Raw genomic sequence first — 17,376 nt, 5'->3', positions numbered from 1 at the left:
GCTCTAACAGGGGTTATTCTGCAGCTTGATCCCGTTTGGGCAGGACCCAGTCGGGACGGGGAAAGTGGCAGGTATAGCCATTGGGCAGGCGCTGCAGGTAGTCTTGATGCTCTGCCTCGGCCTCCCAGAAATCCCCAACGGGTTCCACTTCGGTCACGACCTTGCCGGGCCAAATTCCGGAAGCTTCGACATCGGCAATCGTGTCCTCGGCAATTTGTTTTTGACGCGCATCGACGTAGTAGATCGCAGAGCGATAGCTCATACCGATATCGTTACCCTGACGATTGACCGTTGTTGGGTCATGGATCTGAAAAAAGAACTCCAACATCTCGCGATAGGAGGTCTGTTCGGGATCAAAGGTGATCTCGATGCCTTCTGCGTGGGTGCCGTGGTTCTTGTACGTCGCATTGGGCACATCACCACCGGTATAGCCGACGCGGGTGCTGAGGACGCCTTTGCGATGGCGGATTAGCTCCTGCATGCCCCAGAAGCAGCCGCCTGCCAGAACGGCGCGTTCAGTTGTGGTCATCGGTTGTCCTCCACTTGGTTGATGTAGGCGCCATAGCCTTCCGCCTCCATGTCGTCGAGGTGAATAAAGCGCAAGGACGCCGAGTTGATGCAATATCTCAGACCGCCGCGATCAGCAGGGCCGTCGGGAAAGACATGGCCGAGGTGGCTGTCGCCATGGGTAGAGCGCACCTCGGTACGGATCATGCCGAGGGTGCGATCTTCGAGTTCCTGCACATGTGCGGGTTCGATCGGCTTGGTGAAGCTTGGCCAGCCACAGCCTGATTCATATTTGTCGGACGAGGCAAACAGCGGCTCGCCCGAGACGATGTCCACATAGATGCCGGGTTCCTTGTTGGACAGGAGCTTGCCGGTGCCGGGACGTTCGGTGCCAGAATTCTGTGTGACGTAGAATTCTTCTTCTGACAGCGCAGCGATGGCGTCGGGGTTCTTGAAATACTTGGTCATGGGGCCCTCCCACCTGATTGGATGCGTCTATAGCTGGGGTTGGTGGGCGCGTTTTCAAACCCCAATCCATCCCTATTGGCTCTCTTGTGCTTGAGATGCGCGCAAATGTGAACACCGTCGTTCAACGCTGAACCATCTGCGGCTCGGCTGTAGACGTGCGCGCTGGGGCTGCGGTAGCGGGTTGCCGCGCTAGTTGCACCGCCAGAATTCCGAAGGTTACAACCGCGACCCCAACCATATCGAGGAGCCCGAGGCTCTCGCCAAGGAGTGCGCTTGCAACAGCGACACCGAAGACCGGGTTCAGGAAGTGGAAAGTCGCGGCGCGCACAGCCCCGATCCGGTTCAAGAGCATCACCCAGATCAAAGTCGCGGCCAAACCGGGGACGAAGGTGGTATAGACAAAAGCGATCGCCAGAGGCCAGCTTGGGTCAACACGAATGGTCTCAAACGCAAAGGCTGCGGGAAAGAGCGCAGCGGAGCCCACAAGCATCTGCAGACCAACCACCATCATGAAGTTCCCACCCGAGGTCGCCCCGCGCAAGGCTAGCGTCGCCGTGGTTAGCGCCAGCACTCCAAGACCGCAGAGCGCAATGCCAAGGAGGTCGACACCGGCGCTGATCCGGGTGCCCATGATCAAGGCAACACCAGCAACGCCCGCGACCAAACCCAGCATGCCGAGAGGCCGGATCGGCTCGCGAAACAGCACCAGGGATGCCAAGGCGACCAGGAGCGGCATTGTGGAGGCGATAATGGCTGCCATAGAGGCTTCGACCCATTGCATCGCCACGAAGTTCAGGCCGAGGTAGAGCGCATTCTGGCAGATCCCAAAAAGGATCGTCGCCTTCCACTGTGCGGGCGTCAGGCGCCACGTCTGCCCCATGGCGCGTGCGATCGCCACGCCTATGAGACCAGAGAGCAAGAACCGCATCGCCAGAGAAAAGAGCGGAGACGCATCCGCAACGATGATCCGCGCCGAGGTAAAGGCAGAGGACCACATCAGGGCGAAGGCCAACCCCATCAAAATCGCGCGCAGATCCATATCACTTGTCCCCTATTGATAAGGCGGGACGTTAGCCAGTTGCCGCGAGGCTGGAAAGGCAGCGCGAAGAGATTGGTACAAAAGAAAAGGGCCGCCCAAAAGGGCAGCCCCGAAGCCATTGGCCTTGATCCAGATGTGGATCAGCCTTCGCCGTTGACGCTGTCCTTGAGCGCTTTGGCGATGGTCATTTTCACGACCTTGTCTGCTTCTTTCATGAACTTCTCGCCGGTGGCCGGGTTGCGGACTTCGCGCTCGGGACGCTCACGGCAGTAGATCTTGCCAACACCCGGCAGAGTCACGGCACCGCCGCCAGACACTTCGCGGGTGATCAGGTTGCAAACGGCATCCAGAGCGGCACCAGCGGTTTTCTTGTCGCTGTCCATTTCCTCAGCCAGTGCTGCCACAAGCTGAGTTTTGGTCATCGGTTTGGACATTCTTAGCTCTCCTTGAAACTGCCCGACGTGTTGGGGCCTCATCGCGTAACATTAGCGTTATGTAGTGGGACAACACAACGCGTAGCGCACAAGATCAAGCGCCAAACAAGCAATTTTCCGTGGAAAACAGCATATTTTCGCCTTTACAGGAAGGCCGTTTCGTCAAAAGAGCGCAGTTTCCGGCTGTGGAGACGCTCGAGCGGCATTGTTCTCAGTCGCTCCATTGCCTTGATCCCGATCAGCAGATGCCGCGACACCTGCGTGCGATAGAAATCGGACGCCATGCCGGGCAGCTTCAATTCACCGTGCAGGGGCTTGTCGGAAATGCACAGGAGCGTGCCGTAGGGAACCCGGAACCGATAGCCATTGGCGGCGATGGTGGCGCTCTCCATATCAAGAGCAATCGCACGGGATTGGCTCAGACGTTGCACGGGACCAGACTGGTCGCGCAGTTCCCAGTTGCGGTTGTCGTGGCTTGCAACGGTGCCAGTCCGCATGATCCGCTTGAGATCATAGCCTTCGAGTCCGGTTTCCTCTGCCACGGCTTCCTCGAGCGCGACCTGAATTTCTGCCAATGCCGGGATCGGTACCCAGACCGGCAGGTCGTCATCCAGAACGTGATCCTCGCGCAGATAGGCATGAGCAAGCACAAAATCTCCCAATGCCTGAGAGTTCCTCAGACCCGCACAATGGCCCACCATCAGCCAGGCGTGTGGGCGCAGGACCGCAATGTGATCGGTTGCGGTTTTCGCGTTTGACGGGCCAACGCCAATGTTGACCAGTGTGATGCCGTTTCCGTCGGGGCGTTTCAGGTGGTAAGTCGGCATCTGCGGCATCTTGAGCGATGCTGGCAGCTCTCCATCCGCTTTGGTGATCTCGACGTTTCCGGTGGAGACAAAACTGGTGTAGCCGCTGTCTGGATCGGCCAGTTGTTCGCGCGCATAGGCTTCGAACTCTGTCACGTAGAACTGGTAGTTGGTGAACAACACATGGTTCTGGAAATGCTCCGGGTCGGTCGCGGTGTAGTGTGACAGGCGCGCCAGAGAGTAGTCGACGCGCTGGGCGGTAAAGAGCGACAGCGGACCGACACCGTTTTCGGGCACGTAGGTGCCATTTACGATGTCGTCGTTTGTTGTGGCGAGATCCGGCACATCAAAAACATCGCGCAGGGTGAAGCGCGCGGCGCCCTCCTGCGGTACTGTCAGTCCCGGGCGCGAGGCGACAGCAAAATGCACTGGCATCGGCGTTTGCGATACCCCCACTGTCACCGGCTGGTCGTGGTTCTTGATCAGCAACCCGATTTGCTGCTCCAGGTAATGACGAAACAGATCGGGCCGTGTGACGGTGGTGGAATAGATGCCGGGATCGGCCACATGACCAAAGCTCAGGCGACTGTCCACCTGCGCGTAGGTCGTGGTGGTGAAGCGCACTTCGGGATAGTAGGCTCGCATGCGGCTGCTCGGCGCAGCTCCGGCGCTCATCGCGGCAATAAACTCGTCACAGAGAAAATTGGTTGCGCTATCGTAGAGCTCAATCAGGCGCGCTACGGCCGCTTTGGCGTCGGTAAAGCTTTCGGCAGCGGGCAGGTCAGGTGTTTTTACATCATTCATTGAACGGCTCGATTACTGGAATTTTCTTGAAACTACGCACGTCTACAAGGCCAAGATCGCTGATCCGCAGTTCCGGGATCACCACAAGTGCCAAGAGAGAGTGTTGCATATAGGCATTGTTCAGAGTGCAGCCGCAGGCCTGCATGGCCTCTACGAGTTTCTGTGCATTGGCGGCGACCTCTGAGGCCGGGCTGTCGGACATCAGACCGGCAATAGGCAGCTCCACCAACGCCAGCTCCGCGCCATCCCGGAAAATCGTGATGCCACCGCCGACCTCGGCCAGACGGTTGGCGGCAAGGGCCATTTGGGTGCGGTCAGTGCCGACCACAATCATGTGATGGCTGTCATGCGCCACGGTCGAGGCCATCGCCATTTTCCCTTCGTAGCCGAAACCCGACACGAAGGCGTTGGTCACGCCGCCTGTGGCCCGGTGACGCTCAACAAGGGCGATCTGGCAGACATCGCCTTCACCCTCAACCAGACCATCGCGCACCGGTAGCTCCGCTTTGAGCGCTTTGGTCGGGGCTTGGTTCTCCACCACGCCAATCACATTTGCGGTGACGGCATTTGCCCCTTCTGGTGCTGCCAGTTCAAAGTCCGTCGCAGCGAGCGTGTGGCCCAGATGCACCGTACCGCGAGCGCTTTCTGGCCAATCAAGATGGGGGCATTCCACCTTAATAGAGCCTGATTCAGCCACAATCTGCCCACGCGCGATCACCACTTCGATGGGCAGCGTTTTCAGGTCAGATGTCAGGATGATATCGGCCCGTCGACCGGGGGTGATGGAGCCAATTTCGCGCTCGAGCCCAAAGTGTGTTGCAGTGTTGATCGTCGCCATTTGGATCGCGATCAGCGGATCGCAGCCGCAGTCGATTGCGTGACGCACTGCGCGGTTCATATGACCCTCATTGACCAACGTTCCGGAGTGGCAGTCATCGGTGCAGAGGATGAAATTGCGCGGATCAAGGCCCTTCTCGGTGATCGCTGTGATCTGGGCCTCGACGTCATACCAGGCGGATCCGAGGCGCACCATTGCCCGCATGCCCTGTCGCATCCGTGTGATGGCGTCCGCCTCACAGGTGCCTTCGTGGTCATCTGCGGGGCCGCCTGCCACATAGGCTGCAAAATCCGGTCCAAGATCTGGCGAGGCATAGTGGCCGCCTACAGTTTTGCCGGAGCGCTGGGTTGCGGCGATTTCCGCTAGCATCTTTGGATCACCATGAGCGACACCCGGAAAATTCATCATTTCACCGAGGCCGATGATCCCCGGCCAGGTCATGGCCTCAGCGACATCCTCGGCGGAGATCTCATAGCCGGTGGTCTCCAGCCCCGGCGCAGAGGGGGCGCAGGACGGCATCTGCGTGTAGATATTGACCGGCTGCAACAGCGCCTCGTCATGCATTAAGCGCACGCCCTCAAGTCCCAGGACATTTGCGATCTCATGCGGGTCAGTGAACATGGTCGTTGTGCCATGCGGGATAACGGCGCGGGCGAATTCTGCGGGGGTCAGCATCCCGGATTCGATGTGCATATGTCCATCGCAGAGCCCAGGCATCATGTAGCGCCCCTCAGCGTCGATCACCTCGGTCTCTGGCCCCGTGCAATAGGAGGCATCCGGTCCGACATAGGCGATCCTGCCTGCCTTGATCGCGATGTCATGTCCCTCAAGAACCTCGCGCGTGTGCACGTTCACCCATTTACCGTTACGGATCACGGTATCGGCGGGGCTGCGTCCGGCAGCAGTTTCGATCAGTTGGGGGGCGACGTCGGGCCAGCTTGGGAAGGTCTTATGTGTCATGGCCTACTGTTATTGATTGCGCAGGTGGGTGCAAGACCCGTAATCCGAGTTCATAACAGCCTCATGACCTCATGCCGGAGCACGCCCTTGGATATCGTCATTTACCACAATCCCGATTGCAGCAAATCACGGGACGTATTGCGGATGATCCGCGACGCAGGATACGCGCCAACTATTGTGGAGTATCTGAGCACAGGTTGGACACGCCCGCAGCTTTTGGGGCTTTTTGCTGCCGCCGGGCTGACTCCGCATACGGCGCTGCGGCGCACGCGCTCTCCGGCCGAGGCGCTCGGCCTCTTGGTCGATGATGTGAGCGCGGATCTGATCCTTGAGACGATGGTCGCCCATCCGGAGTTGGTCAATCGACCGATCGTTGCCTGCCGAAATGGGGTGAAGCTGTGTCGACCTGCAGCTGCGGTGCTTGAGCTTTTGGACGGCAAATCGCAGGGGACCTCGGTTTGAATGGCCTGAGGGCGCGTGGTCGATACCTGGGTAAAAAAGGCCGGTGGATGACATCACGAGGTCGGGGCGCGCAGGGCGCGGGGTGTTGTTCCGAATTCAACTCGAAAAGCCCGTGTCAGCGCGCTCGGATTTTCATATCCGGTGCGGGTCGCGACCTCTGAGATGCCAATATCAGTCTCTAATATGAGCTTTCGAGCCTGAATGAGGCGCAGCCGTCGATAGACTTTTGCAGGAGTGGCGCCCAGATCGGATTTCATGCGTGCCTCAAGATCCTTGCGCGAACGGCCGATTTGCCGAGCGATCTCCGGGATCGAGAGCGGCTCCTCGACATGCGCTTGCATCACCCCGACGGCACGGGCCACGACCTTTGTCCGTGCCAGCATCGATTCCGGTGTGGGGCCGCTGCCTTCGGTGGACATAAATAGGGCCGCAACCTCCAGCCGCAGCGCTTGACCATGAGCGATGCCGATCCGCTCCAGCATCAGATCAAATGCCGCGAGCGCGCCGGTACAGGTGGTCCTGTTTCCATCAAGCACGTAGCGGCTGCGCTGGACGTCAATGTCGGGGTAGGCCTCCGCCAACCGTTCCAACTCGTCCCAATGAATGGTTGCCCGTCGCCCATCCAGCAAGCCCGCTGCGGCCAGAAGCCAGGGACCGGTATCGAGCCCCGCCAACTCGCGATAGCGCATGGCCGCAGCACGGAGGGCGCGCCGGGTTTCTGGCGCATCATGGCGCAGAAAGTTATAGCTTGGCATCACGGCCAGCATGTCCCCGCGGCAGTCTGCCAGTTGCGCATGGGCCGTCACCTCCATGCCGGAGGATGAAACGACACGGCTGCTGTTCAGTGATAGAAATCGCCACCGGTAGAGTTCGCGCCCTGCTAGCGTATTGGCGGCACGCATCGGCTCCACGGTATTTGCGAGGCAATGACCGGAAAAGTCATCAAATAGGAGAATGTCCACCCGGCTCGCTGTGGCGAGATCATTTGTCCATTTCTGCATGAAATTTGCCTTATCTGCACGATCTGGACGCTACGCCAAGGATAGGCTGTGGAGCAAGCAGATACGCCAACAAGGAGAGAGCTCGTGCATTTTGGGATGACTGAAGAACAGGCGATGATCGTCGAAACCACACGGGCCTTCGTCGAAAACGAGCTGTATCCGCATGAACTCGAGGTCGAGCGCAGCGGCCATCTGGATATGGATCTGATTAAAGAGCTCCAGTCAAAGGCCATCGAGGCTGGTCTCTATGCGGCAAACATGCCCGAGGAGGTCGGTGGGGCAGGGCTCGATACCCTGTCGTGGTTGATGTACGAAAAAGAGCTGGGGCGCGCGAACTATGCGCTTCACTGGACGGCCGTGGCACGTCCTTCGAATATCCTTCTTGCGGGCACGGACGAGCAGAAAGAAAAATATCTGTTCCCCTGTATTCGCGGCGAAAAATGGGACTGTCTTGCAATGACCGAGCCGGGCGCCGGCTCCGATCTGCGTGGCATGACAGCATCGGCGCGCAAGGAAGGCGACGACTGGGTCTTGAACGGGACCAAGCATTTTATCTCTCACGCGGATATTGCCGACTTTGCCATCGTGTTTATGGCGACCGGCGAGGAGGACACTCCGCGCGGCAAGAAGAAAAAGATCACGGCGTTCTTTGTGGATAAGGGAACTCCCGGTTTTGCAGTGCGCGACGGCTATCGCAATGTGTCACATCGGGGATACACCAATCAGGTGCTGGAGTTCGATGACTGCCGCTTGCCGTCGTCGGCGATCCTTGGCGAGGTCGACCAGGGGTTCGAGGTGGCAAACACCTGGCTTGGTGCCACCCGTCTGCAGGTTGCAGCCACCTGTCTGGGGCGTGCGGATCGAGCGCTGCAACATGCGGTGGAATACGCCGCGCAGCGCAAACAGTTTGGTCAGCCCATCAGCAAATTCCAGGGCGTGTCGTTCAAGCTCGCCGACATGGCGATGGAGTTGAAAGCCGCCAATCTCTTGACCTGGGAGGCGGGCTGGAAGTTCGATCAGGGCAGCGTCACCGAGGCCGACATGTCCATGGCCAAGCTGAAAGCGACCGAAATGCTCGCTATGGTTGCGGATGAGGCCATCCAGATCCACGGCGGCATGGGGCTGATGGATGAACTCCCGCTGGAACGGATCTGGCGCGACGCGCGCGTTGAACGTATCTGGGAAGGGACCAGTGAAATCCAGCGGCACATCATCAGCCGCGAGATGCTGAGACCACACGGAGGCTGATCGTGTCGACCACGGCTGAACCCACAACAAAACCGCATATCACCATCACATATTGTATCGGGTGCAACTGGTTGTTGCGTGCGGCATGGATGAGCCAGGAATTGCTGTCGACCTTTCAGGAACAGCTCGCTGGTGTGACCTTGGTCCCCGGCGAAATCGGGGGCACCTTTGAGATCTCCGTGGGAGACCAAATGATCTGGGAGCGCAAGCGCGATGGCGGTTTTCCAGATGTCAAAGAGCTCAAGACCCGTGTGCGTGACCTTATCAATCCGGAACAGAGCCTCGGGCATCTGGACCGCAACAGTTCAAGCGAATAGATCTATATGCAGTCTCTAAACAGGCTACTTAGACCCAAAACCATCGCCGTTGTCGGCGGAGGTGCGTGGTGTCTTGCCGTCATCGAACAATGCCGCAGAATGGGGTTTGAGGGGGAGATCTGGCCCGTGCATCCAAAGGCCGAAGAGGTGGCCGGGCTCACGGCGTATGCCGATGTTGCCGCTCTGCCTTCGGCGCCGGATGCAAGCTTTGTCGGGATCAACCGCCTTGCGACCATTGATGTGGTGCGGGCGCTGGCAGAGCGTGGCGCCGGGGGCGCGGTTTGCTTTGCATCCGGATTTCTCGAAGCCGAGGCCGAGGACAGCGAAGGTGCAAACCTGCAGCAGAACCTGCTGGAGGCAGCAGGATCCATGCCGATCCTTGGCCCCAATTGCTATGGGTTTATCAATTATCTCGACGGGGCGCTGCTCTGGCCGGATCAACATGGTGGTCAGCGCGTGGAAAAAGGGGTGGCGATCATCACCCAGAGCTCCAACATTGCGCTCAACCTCACGATGCAGAAACGGGCGCTGCCGCTCGCGTATGTCGTGACCTGTGGCAACCAGGCTCAGACTGGGATCGCCGCAATCGGAGAGGCGCTCCTCGAAGACGATCGGGTGACGGCGCTGGGGCTTCACATCGAGGGCTTTGGCGATCTGCGCGCTTTTGAATCGCTCGCAGTAAAAGCCCGCCAACTCGGCAAACAGATCATCGCGCTCAAGGTGGGTCGATCTGCGCAGGCTCGGGCGGCAACGGTGTCGCACACGGCCTCACTCGCGGGGGGGGACGCCGGTGCCAGCGCCTTGCTGGGGCGTCTGGGTATTCCACGGCTGTATGATCTGCCATCCTTTCTGGAGACGCTGAAGCTGATGCACATGGTTGGGCGCTTGCCCTCCACGCGGATCGCAACAATCAGTTGTTCCGGCGGTGAAGCGAGCCTTGCGGCAGATACGGCGCATGGGCGCGGCGTCTCTTTTCCTCCGTTGAATGAACGCCAGCGTACGGATCTGCGCGCCGCTCTTGGACCAATGGTCGCGCTTGCCAATCCACTGGACTACCACACTTACATCTGGCGCGATGTGGACGCGATGACGCGCGCTTTTGCCGCCATGGTCGATCCGCAGCTGGGCCTGACCATGATTGTGGTGGACTTCCCCCGCGATGACCGATGCGATGCCTCGGACTGGGACTGCGTCATCGAGGCTGCAATCGCGGTGCGGCAACAAACGGGTCAGCCCATTGCGCTCGTGGCAACCTTGCCGGAGCTCCTGCCGGAAACGGTGATGGAGCAACTCATCGCCGCCGACGTGGTGCCGTTCATGGGGCTATCTGAGGCGATCACCGCGACAGAGGCGGCAGGGCACCCGTTGCCGGAGCTCACACACCCGCTGTTGTTGCCCACCAAGAGCCATAGCAATCCTGATCTGGTGCCGGAGGGCGAGGCCAAAGCGTGGCTGGCACGGTTTGGCCTGCGTGTGCCGCGCTCCAAACCTGCCCGCAGCGTGGTTGCAGCGCGAGCGGTGGCGGCAGACATCGGCTACCCGGTTGCGCTCAAGGGCGAGGGGATCGCCCACAAGACAGAAGAGGGCGCCGTGCGCCTGAACCTTCGAAGTGGGCAAGAGGTGAGCAATGCCGCCGTTGCTATGCCCACGGATCGGTTCCTCGTCGAAGAGATGATCACCGGTGCGGTTGCGGAGCTGCTTGTCGGGGTGACCAAAGATCCCGCACATGGTTTTGTGCTGACACTGGCGGCAGGTGGCACACTGACGGAGGTCATGCAGGACAGCACGTCTGTGTTGTTGCCGGCCTCGGATTCGGCGCTGAGTGCTGCGCTTGACAGCTTGCGCATCGCTCCACTCCTGAAAGGCTACCGAGGCGCACCGCCTGCGGATCGCGCAGCGATCATGCGGGCGATCCGAGCGGTCGAAGCCTATGTGATCGCCGAGGCCGAGGGCTTTGAGGAAATCGAGATCAATCCGCTGATTTGCACGCCTAGCGATGCCGTCGCAGCAGATGCATTGATGCGCAGAAAGGACAAAATAAAATGAGCCAAGACAGCCCGATCAAGATCCACCGTGAGGGGGCCATCCTCGAGGTGACACTGGACCGGCCCAAAGCCAATGCGATCGATCTTGCGACCTCGCGGCTGATGGGAGAGGCCTTTCAGGCCTTTCGCGACGATGATGCGCTAAGGGTGGCGATCATAACCGGTGGTGGCGACAAGTTCTTTTGCCCCGGGTGGGATTTGAAAGCGGCGGCAGGCGGCGATGCCGTGGATGGCGACTATGGCGTTGGCGGGTTTGGTGGCCTGCAAGAACTGCGCGACCTGAACAAACCGGTTATCGCAGCGGTGAATGGCATTGCCTGTGGTGGTGGTCTGGAACTGGCGCTTTCGGCGGACATGATCCTCGCCGCAGATCATGCGAGTTTTGCTCTGCCAGAGATCCGTTCGGGCACCGTGGCCGATGCGGCTTCGATCAAGCTCCCTAAACGCATCCCTTATCACGTCGCGATGGAGCTACTGCTCACCGGACGGTGGTTTGATGCGGAGGAAGCCCACCGCTGGGGTCTGGTGAACGAGATCGTTGCAGCGGATCAGTTGATGGATCGTGCCTGGGAACTCGCGCGTCTGCTCGCGTCCGGTCCGCCGCTTGTCTACGCGGCGATCAAGGAAATCGTGCGCGACGCAGAGGACTCAAAGTTTCAGGACGCAATGAATCGGATCACCGGACGGCAGTTGCGCACGGTCGATGTGCTCTATGGATCCGAGGACAATCTTGAAGGCGCGCGCGCATTTGCGGAAAAGCGCGATCCGGTCTGGAAGGGGCGCTAGGCCCCTTTCCTAGAGCGGTAAGACATCTCTGTTTCGGCGTGCCAGCGCTTCGGCAGCCTCTCGCACCACCTCTGCGATGTCTTGCAGTTGTGGCGCGAGGGGGCTGGTCTTGCGCCAGACCATCCCGATCGTGCGCCCTGGCTCATCACCTGGGAAACGAGCAAGGGAGACAGGTGCAGAGCGTGTCTCCACAGCGACGGCCATCTCTGGGATGATCGTAACGCCGATACCGGCGCCCACCATCTGTACCAGTGTCGACAATGAACTGCCGTCCAGCCCGTCACGCGGCAGCGCCGGACGCAGGCTGCAAAAGGACAGGGCCTGATCGCGAAAACAATGGCCTTCTTCCAGCAACAAGAGCTTCATTTCGCGCATGCCTTCGGGCGAGGGAACCGGCGCGCCCGCATCCGAAGCCTGACGGACCAAGACGAATTTCTCTTCAAACAGCGCGGTTTCGACCAATCCCGATTCTGACACCGGGAGCGCGACAATCGCTGTGTCCAGCCGCCCTTCCAAAAGTTCCGTGATAAGGCGCTGCGTCAGGGTTTCGCGGATATGGACATCAAGTCCGTCATGCCGGGCGTTCAAACGCTGGATCAGCGTAGGCAGCAGATAGGGCGCAACCGTGGGGATAACCCCAATGCGCAGCCGACCGACCATCCGGTCCTGTGCGACGCGTGCCAGATCGCCCAACTCATCAACAGACCGCAGGATTTCTCGTGCGCGCTCTGCAAAGTCTTGGCCGAAACCTGTCAGGCGCACATGGCGCGCACTGCGTTCAAACAAGACGACGCCAAGCGTCTCCTCCAACTCTTTGATTTGGATTGACAAGGCAGGTTGCGAGATCGCACAGGCATCCGCCGCGCGTCCAAAATGCCCATGCCGGGTGAGCGCCTCGAAGTACCGGAGCTGCTTGAGTGTGATATTGATCATTTGTTTTTCTTATAGCGACTATGAGAAAATGCAACTTAGAATAATTCTGAACTCTTGCTATAAAGATTGCTGAGGGCAGCTGTCAGGACTTCTGTGGATTCGCCAACAGCAACCAAGACCGCGATGCCCCCGACATTTGAACAACTGTTCCCACCAAGGACACTTTCTGGAGGAAGACATGGACGGACAAGATATTGGCGCAGGCGGCGGCTGCCCCTTTTCGGGCGCGAACACCAACAAGGGTCGCAGATCAAACCGTGACTGGTGGCCGAACCAGCTCAACCTCTCGATCCTGCATCAACATCAGGCGCGCCAGAATCCGCTCGGCGAGACGTTCAACTATGCCGAGGCGTTCAAGAGCCTCGATCTGGACGCTGTGAAGAAAGACCTGATCGCGCTGATGACCGACAGTCAGGATTGGTGGCCAGCGGACTACGGTCACTATGGCGGGCTTATGATCCGCATGGCTTGGCACTCGGCAGGGACCTACCGGACCGCAGACGGTCGAGGCGGCGCCTCGACTGGCACGCAGCGCTTCGCGCCGCTGAACTCCTGGCCGGACAACGGTAACCTCGACAAGGCGCGCATGCTGCTGTGGCCGATCAAAAAGAAGTACGGCAATGCGCTCTCTTGGGCCGATCTGATGATCCTCGCGGGCAACTGCGCGATCGAGTCCATGGGGCTGAAGCCCTTTGGCTTTGGTGGTGGCCGTGCCGACGTTTGGGAGCCCGAGGAAGACATTTACTGGGGGGCTGAAGACGAATGGCTTGCCACCTCGGATCACGAGCAGGCCCGCTATTCCGGTGATCGCGTGCTGGAGGACCCGCTGGCTGCCGTGCAGATGGGTCTCATTTACGTGAATCCCGAAGGGCCTGACGGGAACCCGGACCCCATCGCATCCGGCCGTGACATTCGCGAGACCTTTGCCCGGATGGCGATGAACGACGAGGAAACCGTGGCGCTGACCGCCGGGGGGCACACCTTTGGCAAGGCGCATGGCAACGGCCCGGTGGACGCAGTCGGCCCCGAACCAGAAGCTGCGCCCATCGAGGCGATGGGTCAGGGCTGGCTCTCTTCGCACAAATCCGGCAAGGGCGTGGACACTATTACCTCTGGGATCGAGGGCGCTTGGACGCCGAATCCGATCCAGTGGGATATGGGTTATTTTGATGTCCTGTTCGGCTATGATTGGGAACTGACCAAATCCCCGGCTGGTGCCTGGATCTGGCATGCGAAGGACCTCAAAGAGGATGACCACGCCCCCGAGGTGGACGGCTCCGGCAAAAAGGTCCCGATCATGATGACCACCGCCGATATGGCGATGAAGATGGACCCGATCTATGGGCCGATCTCCAAGCGGTTCCATGAAAACCCGGAGGAGTTCGCCGAGGCCTTCAAGCGCGCATGGTTCAAGCTGACGCACCGCGATATGGGGCCCAAGGCCTGCTATTTGGGTGCGGATGTTCCGGATGAGGACCTAATCTGGCAGGATCCACTGCCCGCCGTCGATCACGCGCTGATCGAGGAGGCAGATATTGCGTCCCTCAAGGCAGACATTCTCGCCTCCGGCCTTTCGGTCCAGGATCTGGTCTACGTTGCATGGTCTTCTGCGTCCACGTTCCGCGGTTCAGACAAACGTGGCGGCGCCAATGGTGCCCGCATCCGCCTTGCGCCGCAAAAGGACTGGGAAGTAAACGAACCGGCCAAGCTGGAAAAAGTCCTGAATGCGCTCGAAGGTATTCAGTCTTCTTTCAACGCGGCCGCGTCCGGTGGCAAAAAGGTGTCGTTGGCGGATTTGATCGTTCTTGCGGGCTCCGCAGCCGTTGAAAAGGCGGCCAAGGACGCCGGTTTTGACGTGACGGTGCCGTTCACACCCGGACGCACCGACGCCACGGACAAGCAGACCGATGTTGAAAGCTTTGACGTGATGGAGCCGCAGATCGACGGGTTCCGCAACTACGCGCCAAAGAAATTCTCGGTCTCCACCGAGGAGATGCTGGTCGACAAAGCGCAGCTGCTAACACTTTCGGCGCCGGAAATGACGGTGCTGGTCGGTGGTCTGCGCGCAATCGGAGCGAACTATGGTGACAGCGCCCACGGCGTTCTCACTTCGCGCAAGGGCCAGTTGACCAATGATTTCTTCGTCAACGTGCTCGATCTCGGTACCAAATGGACCGCTACGGACGACAGCGGCGAGATCTTTGAAGGCGCAGACCGCGCCACTGGCGAGGTCAAATGGACCGGCACCCGTGCCGACTTGATCTTTGGCTCCAACTCGCAGCTGCGCGCTCTGTCCGAGGTCTACGCGCAGGACGACAATGCGGGCAAAATGGTTGCCGACTTCGTCAAGGCCTGGGTCAAGGTAATGGAACTGGATCGCTTCGATCTGAAGTGATCTGGGTGGATCTACGATGATTGGAAAGGCGCTGCATTTCGCGGCGCCTTTTTCACATTTTCATGTAGCCTCAAAGAGGGCAGCAGAGCCTATGCCACCAGCTGCGGCTATGGCGGCCAGAGCAATTCCATCTCCGCAGCGCAGCGCGTGAAACAGCCGTACCACGAGGAGAGCGCCCGAGGCGCCCACGGGATGACCTTGTGCCAGTGCGCCTCCTGCGGGGTTAACGATGTCCGCGGGCAAAGCTGCGCCGCGCATGCAGGCCAGTGCCTGCACGGCGAAGGCTTCCATGATTTCTGCGCGGCATAGATCTGTGCGCTCAATTTGCGCCTGAGTGAGCACTTTTTGGATTGCGGGCAGCGGGGCGAGGCCTGGCTGCTCTGGGTCCGCGCCGAGTGTTGCGCCTGCAATCAGCGAAAGCCCTCGCGTGCGCAGACGCCGCGCGATATTTTCGCTCACAATAACCACAAAGGCCGCCGCATCCGCCGCCACCGCCATATTCGCAGCCGTTATGTCGCCAGCGACAACTTTGGCGCGCGCGCAGTGGCGGGCTGTGAGGCTGCGCGTGAAACTATCTTTGACCGCGCCGTTGATTGAAACGATCTCTTCGGCGCGTCTGGCTTCATGCAAGCTTGCGAGAGCATGGCTGCGCTGGGCCCAGTCATCTTGCTCTGCTCGGGTGATGTGCTGCATGCGTGCCAGATCTGCCGCGGCCACCGCCATATCCGGATCACGATCCGGCCACGGGGTAAATCGTGCTTGCGCGTAGGGTTCTGGTGGGCGTCCATCGGCGAAAGTGCGGCTGCGCTGCGGACGGCGGGAATAGCTTTCTGCGCCACCGGCGATCACGACCTCATGGTGACCAGCCTGAACCAATGCATGCCCAAGTAGGATTGCATCCAGCCCGCCCGCGCATTGGCGGTCTATACTGAGCCCCGCGACATGGTCTGGCAGCCCAACCGCCAGCGCTGCTACCCGCGCTGGATTTCCCCCTGCACCCAAAGCATTGGACAGGATCAGCTCTCCGACCTCATCCCTCGTGAGGCCCGCGTCTTCCAGGCAGGCGCGGATCACAGGTGCCGCAAGCTCATGTGGCTCTAGCGCCGTAAATGCGCCTCCGCGCGGGATCACCGCGGAACGGCGCGCGCTGACAATGGAGGGCATCACAGATCGTCCCAAAGATCGCGCAAGGCCTGCAGGTCCGGTTTGCCCGCCGCCAGCATCGGGATCTTCGCCACCTTGCGTATGCTGCGGGGCACGGCGTGATCGCCTATTTGATGGCGGCAAAGCTGTCGGAGCGCAGCGGGACTGGCCTCGCCTTGAACCGCGGCATGGATCACATGCCCGCGCAGCACATCCGGAACTGCACAGACAACGGCGATCTCGACCTCGGGGACGCGCATCAGGACGGCTTCGATTTCCTCGGGAAAAACGTTTTTGTCAGCCACCGTCACCATGCGATTTTTGCGCCCCTTGGCAAAGAGGTTGCCAGACTCATCCAGCTGTCCCATCTCGCCGATGGTGAGCCATCCGTTGTTCCAACGTGTCTCTTGGCTCTCTCCTTTTGCATAGCCATCAAAGACAAACGGACTCCGTATCCAGATTTCGCCCACGCCATCCACATCAGGGCTGTCGATCCTGATTTCAACGCCAGGGTAGGCTTGTCCCACAGACCCTTCGAGCGCGTCCGGGCCTGCGATGGTCATATAACTTGTTTCGGTGGCGCCGAAGATCTCAATCACCTGGGCGCCCGGAAAGAGCTGCTGAAGCCCGGCGCGCGTCTCGTGGTCGAGCTTGCCACCCGATGAAAACAGCAATCGCAGCCCTTCCAGTTGACGTTTTCCCGCAGCGCGGCGCAGCAGTCGCAACTGCGCTGGCGTCGCATAGAGCACCGAGGCGTGGAACTCGCCCAGTCGACTAAGCTGTTCTCGCGGACCGCAGTCGCCCAGCATCGCGAGGTCTGCACCGATTTGGCACGCCGCCACCGCCGCAAATAGCGTGAGCGAATGCGAAAGGTTGCCAAGGCTTGCATAGGTATCCCTGGCACCAAGCGCAAAAAGCTCTCGGTCCATCTCGAAGCTGCGAATCCAACTTTCGGGGCTGCGCCGAATGGTTTTTGCGTATCCTGTTGAGCCCGAGCTTTTGCAGTAGAGCCATTGCGTCTGTTCCGCTTGGGCGTGGATCGGGACGGCCCCTGGTTGTGCAAGAATGGACTGGCCTTCGCGGAGCGCATGCAGCAATTCCGCCAGACCTGCCACCTCGGGCGTGAGGATGTGGGTCTCTGGTGAGAGGTGAAATCTGTCCCTGCGCGCTGTCATCGCTGTGCCTGTGCA

Annotated in this window: 16 protein-coding genes; 6 read left to right on the top strand and 10 right to left on the bottom strand. The window is 59.9% G+C overall.

Annotation, left to right across the window (positions count from 1 at the left end; genetic code table 11):
• Positions 1-13: 13 nt before the first annotated feature.
• The 6 genes from msrA to ade all read right to left on the bottom strand — a co-directional run bounded on the left by msrA (position 14) and on the right by ade (position 5,856).
• Complete coding sequence (gene msrA, locus ACZ1HH_RS13285; protein WP_011540118.1) at positions 14-529, bottom strand: peptide-methionine (S)-S-oxide reductase MsrA; 516 nt, start codon at positions 527-529, stop codon at positions 14-16.
• Positions 526-975 carry a peptide-methionine (R)-S-oxide reductase MsrB gene (msrB, locus tag ACZ1HH_RS13280; protein ID WP_168610899.1) on the bottom strand — a complete coding sequence of 150 codons (450 nt, stop codon included), beginning with the start codon at positions 973-975 and terminating at the stop codon, positions 526-528. The genes msrA and msrB overlap by 4 nt, the downstream gene beginning before the upstream one ends.
• A gap of 121 nt (positions 976-1,096) precedes the next feature.
• On the bottom strand, positions 1,097-2,014 hold the full coding sequence (locus tag ACZ1HH_RS13275; protein WP_472636863.1) for a DMT family transporter: 918 nt from the start codon (positions 2,012-2,014) through the stop codon (positions 1,097-1,099).
• A 140-nt stretch (positions 2,015-2,154) separates the two neighbouring features.
• Positions 2,155-2,448, bottom strand: coding sequence for an HU family DNA-binding protein (locus ACZ1HH_RS13270; protein ID WP_011540115.1), 294 nt, complete (start codon positions 2,446-2,448; stop codon positions 2,155-2,157).
• 143 nt (positions 2,449-2,591) lie between these two features.
• Positions 2,592-4,058 (bottom strand): AMP nucleosidase, encoded by a 1,467-nt coding sequence (locus ACZ1HH_RS13265; protein WP_011540114.1) that lies wholly within the window; start codon positions 4,056-4,058, stop codon positions 2,592-2,594.
• Positions 4,051-5,856: an adenine deaminase gene (ade, locus tag ACZ1HH_RS13260; RefSeq protein WP_011540113.1), complete on the bottom strand. Its 1,806-nt coding sequence runs from the start codon at positions 5,854-5,856 to the stop codon at positions 4,051-4,053. Before ade ends, ACZ1HH_RS13265 begins: the two co-directional genes overlap by 8 nt.
• 87 nt (positions 5,857-5,943) lie before the next feature.
• On the opposite strand from ade, the gene ACZ1HH_RS13255 reads away from it, so the two are divergent.
• On the top strand, positions 5,944-6,318 hold the full coding sequence (locus ACZ1HH_RS13255) for an arsenate reductase family protein (RefSeq protein WP_416369277.1): 375 nt from the start codon (positions 5,944-5,946) through the stop codon (positions 6,316-6,318).
• A 53-nt stretch (positions 6,319-6,371) separates the two neighbouring features.
• Here the strand turns inward: ACZ1HH_RS13255 and ACZ1HH_RS13250 are convergent, their stop codons facing one another.
• Complete coding sequence (locus ACZ1HH_RS13250; protein WP_472636862.1) at positions 6,372-7,319, bottom strand: GlxA family transcriptional regulator; 948 nt, start codon at positions 7,317-7,319, stop codon at positions 6,372-6,374.
• A gap of 84 nt (positions 7,320-7,403) precedes the next feature.
• Between ACZ1HH_RS13250 and ACZ1HH_RS13245 the strand changes: the two genes are divergently transcribed.
• From ACZ1HH_RS13245 to ACZ1HH_RS13230, 4 genes are read left to right on the top strand one after another with little or no spacing between them, the layout of a single operon-like run.
• Positions 7,404-8,567 carry an acyl-CoA dehydrogenase family protein gene (locus ACZ1HH_RS13245; RefSeq protein WP_044026941.1) on the top strand — a complete coding sequence of 388 codons (1,164 nt, stop codon included), beginning with the start codon at positions 7,404-7,406 and terminating at the stop codon, positions 8,565-8,567.
• A gap of 2 nt (positions 8,568-8,569) precedes the next feature.
• Entirely contained in the window at positions 8,570-8,884 is a 315-nt protein-coding gene (locus ACZ1HH_RS13240) for an Rdx family protein (protein ID WP_472636861.1), read from the top strand.
• 6 nt (positions 8,885-8,890) lie between these two features.
• Entirely contained in the window at positions 8,891-10,930 is a 2,040-nt protein-coding gene (locus tag ACZ1HH_RS13235) for an acetate--CoA ligase family protein (protein ID WP_487320305.1), read from the top strand.
• Positions 10,927-11,715: a carnitinyl-CoA dehydratase gene (locus ACZ1HH_RS13230; RefSeq protein ID WP_416369275.1), complete on the top strand. Its 789-nt coding sequence runs from the start codon at positions 10,927-10,929 to the stop codon at positions 11,713-11,715. Before ACZ1HH_RS13235 ends, ACZ1HH_RS13230 begins: the two co-directional genes overlap by 4 nt.
• 9 nt (positions 11,716-11,724) lie before the next feature.
• On the opposite strand, the gene ACZ1HH_RS13225 is transcribed toward ACZ1HH_RS13230, so the two are convergent.
• Positions 11,725-12,648, bottom strand: coding sequence for a hydrogen peroxide-inducible genes activator (locus ACZ1HH_RS13225; RefSeq protein ID WP_472636860.1), 924 nt, complete (start codon positions 12,646-12,648; stop codon positions 11,725-11,727).
• A 178-nt stretch (positions 12,649-12,826) separates the two neighbouring features.
• Here ACZ1HH_RS13225 and katG point away from each other — a divergent pair, with 178 nt between their 5' ends.
• Positions 12,827-15,043 carry a catalase/peroxidase HPI gene (gene katG / locus ACZ1HH_RS13220; protein WP_487320304.1) on the top strand — a complete coding sequence of 739 codons (2,217 nt, stop codon included), beginning with the start codon at positions 12,827-12,829 and terminating at the stop codon, positions 15,041-15,043.
• 60 nt (positions 15,044-15,103) lie between these two features.
• Here the strand turns inward: katG and ACZ1HH_RS13215 are convergent, their stop codons facing one another.
• On the bottom strand, positions 15,104-16,207 hold the full coding sequence (locus ACZ1HH_RS13215; RefSeq protein ID WP_472636859.1) for an acetyl-CoA C-acyltransferase: 1,104 nt from the start codon (positions 16,205-16,207) through the stop codon (positions 15,104-15,106).
• Entirely contained in the window at positions 16,207-17,361 is a 1,155-nt protein-coding gene (locus ACZ1HH_RS13210) for an AMP-binding protein (protein ID WP_472636858.1), read from the bottom strand. The genes ACZ1HH_RS13215 and ACZ1HH_RS13210 overlap by 1 nt, the downstream gene beginning before the upstream one ends.
• Positions 17,362-17,376: the final 15 nt, after the last annotated feature.

It is taken from the genome of Epibacterium sp. HA2-3, assembly GCF_055693725.2.
Note: the sequence above shows the minus strand (reverse complement) of the source record. Positions and strands in the feature narration are given on the sequence as shown.

What these genes read in the sequence shown, in the direction of transcription:
- msrA (WP_011540118.1), bottom strand. Translation starts at nt 529, where the DNA reads ATGACCACAACTGAACGCGCCGTTCTGGCAGGCGGCTGCTTCTGGGGC.
- msrB (WP_168610899.1), bottom strand. Translation starts at nt 975, where the DNA reads ATGACCAAGTATTTCAAGAACCCCGACGCCATCGCTGCGCTGTCAGAA.
- ACZ1HH_RS13275 (WP_472636863.1), bottom strand. Translation starts at nt 2,014, where the DNA reads ATGGATCTGCGCGCGATTTTGATGGGGTTGGCCTTCGCCCTGATGTGG.
- ACZ1HH_RS13270 (WP_011540115.1), bottom strand. Translation starts at nt 2,448, where the DNA reads ATGTCCAAACCGATGACCAAAACTCAGCTTGTGGCAGCACTGGCTGAG.
- ACZ1HH_RS13265 (WP_011540114.1), bottom strand. Translation starts at nt 4,058, where the DNA reads ATGAATGATGTAAAAACACCTGACCTGCCCGCTGCCGAAAGCTTTACC.
- ade (WP_011540113.1), bottom strand. Translation starts at nt 5,856, where the DNA reads ATGACACATAAGACCTTCCCAAGCTGGCCCGACGTCGCCCCCCAACTG.
- ACZ1HH_RS13250 (WP_472636862.1), bottom strand. Translation starts at nt 7,319, where the DNA reads ATGCAGAAATGGACAAATGATCTCGCCACAGCGAGCCGGGTGGACATT.
- ACZ1HH_RS13235 (WP_487320305.1), top strand. Translation starts at nt 8,891, where the DNA reads ATGCAGTCTCTAAACAGGCTACTTAGACCCAAAACCATCGCCGTTGTC.
- ACZ1HH_RS13230 (WP_416369275.1), top strand. Translation starts at nt 10,927, where the DNA reads ATGAGCCAAGACAGCCCGATCAAGATCCACCGTGAGGGGGCCATCCTC.
- ACZ1HH_RS13225 (WP_472636860.1), bottom strand. Translation starts at nt 12,648, where the DNA reads ATGATCAATATCACACTCAAGCAGCTCCGGTACTTCGAGGCGCTCACC.
- katG (WP_487320304.1), top strand. Translation starts at nt 12,827, where the DNA reads ATGGACGGACAAGATATTGGCGCAGGCGGCGGCTGCCCCTTTTCGGGC.
- ACZ1HH_RS13215 (WP_472636859.1), bottom strand. Translation starts at nt 16,207, where the DNA reads ATGCCCTCCATTGTCAGCGCGCGCCGTTCCGCGGTGATCCCGCGCGGA.
- ACZ1HH_RS13210 (WP_472636858.1), bottom strand. Translation starts at nt 17,361, where the DNA reads ATGACAGCGCGCAGGGACAGATTTCACCTCTCACCAGAGACCCACATC.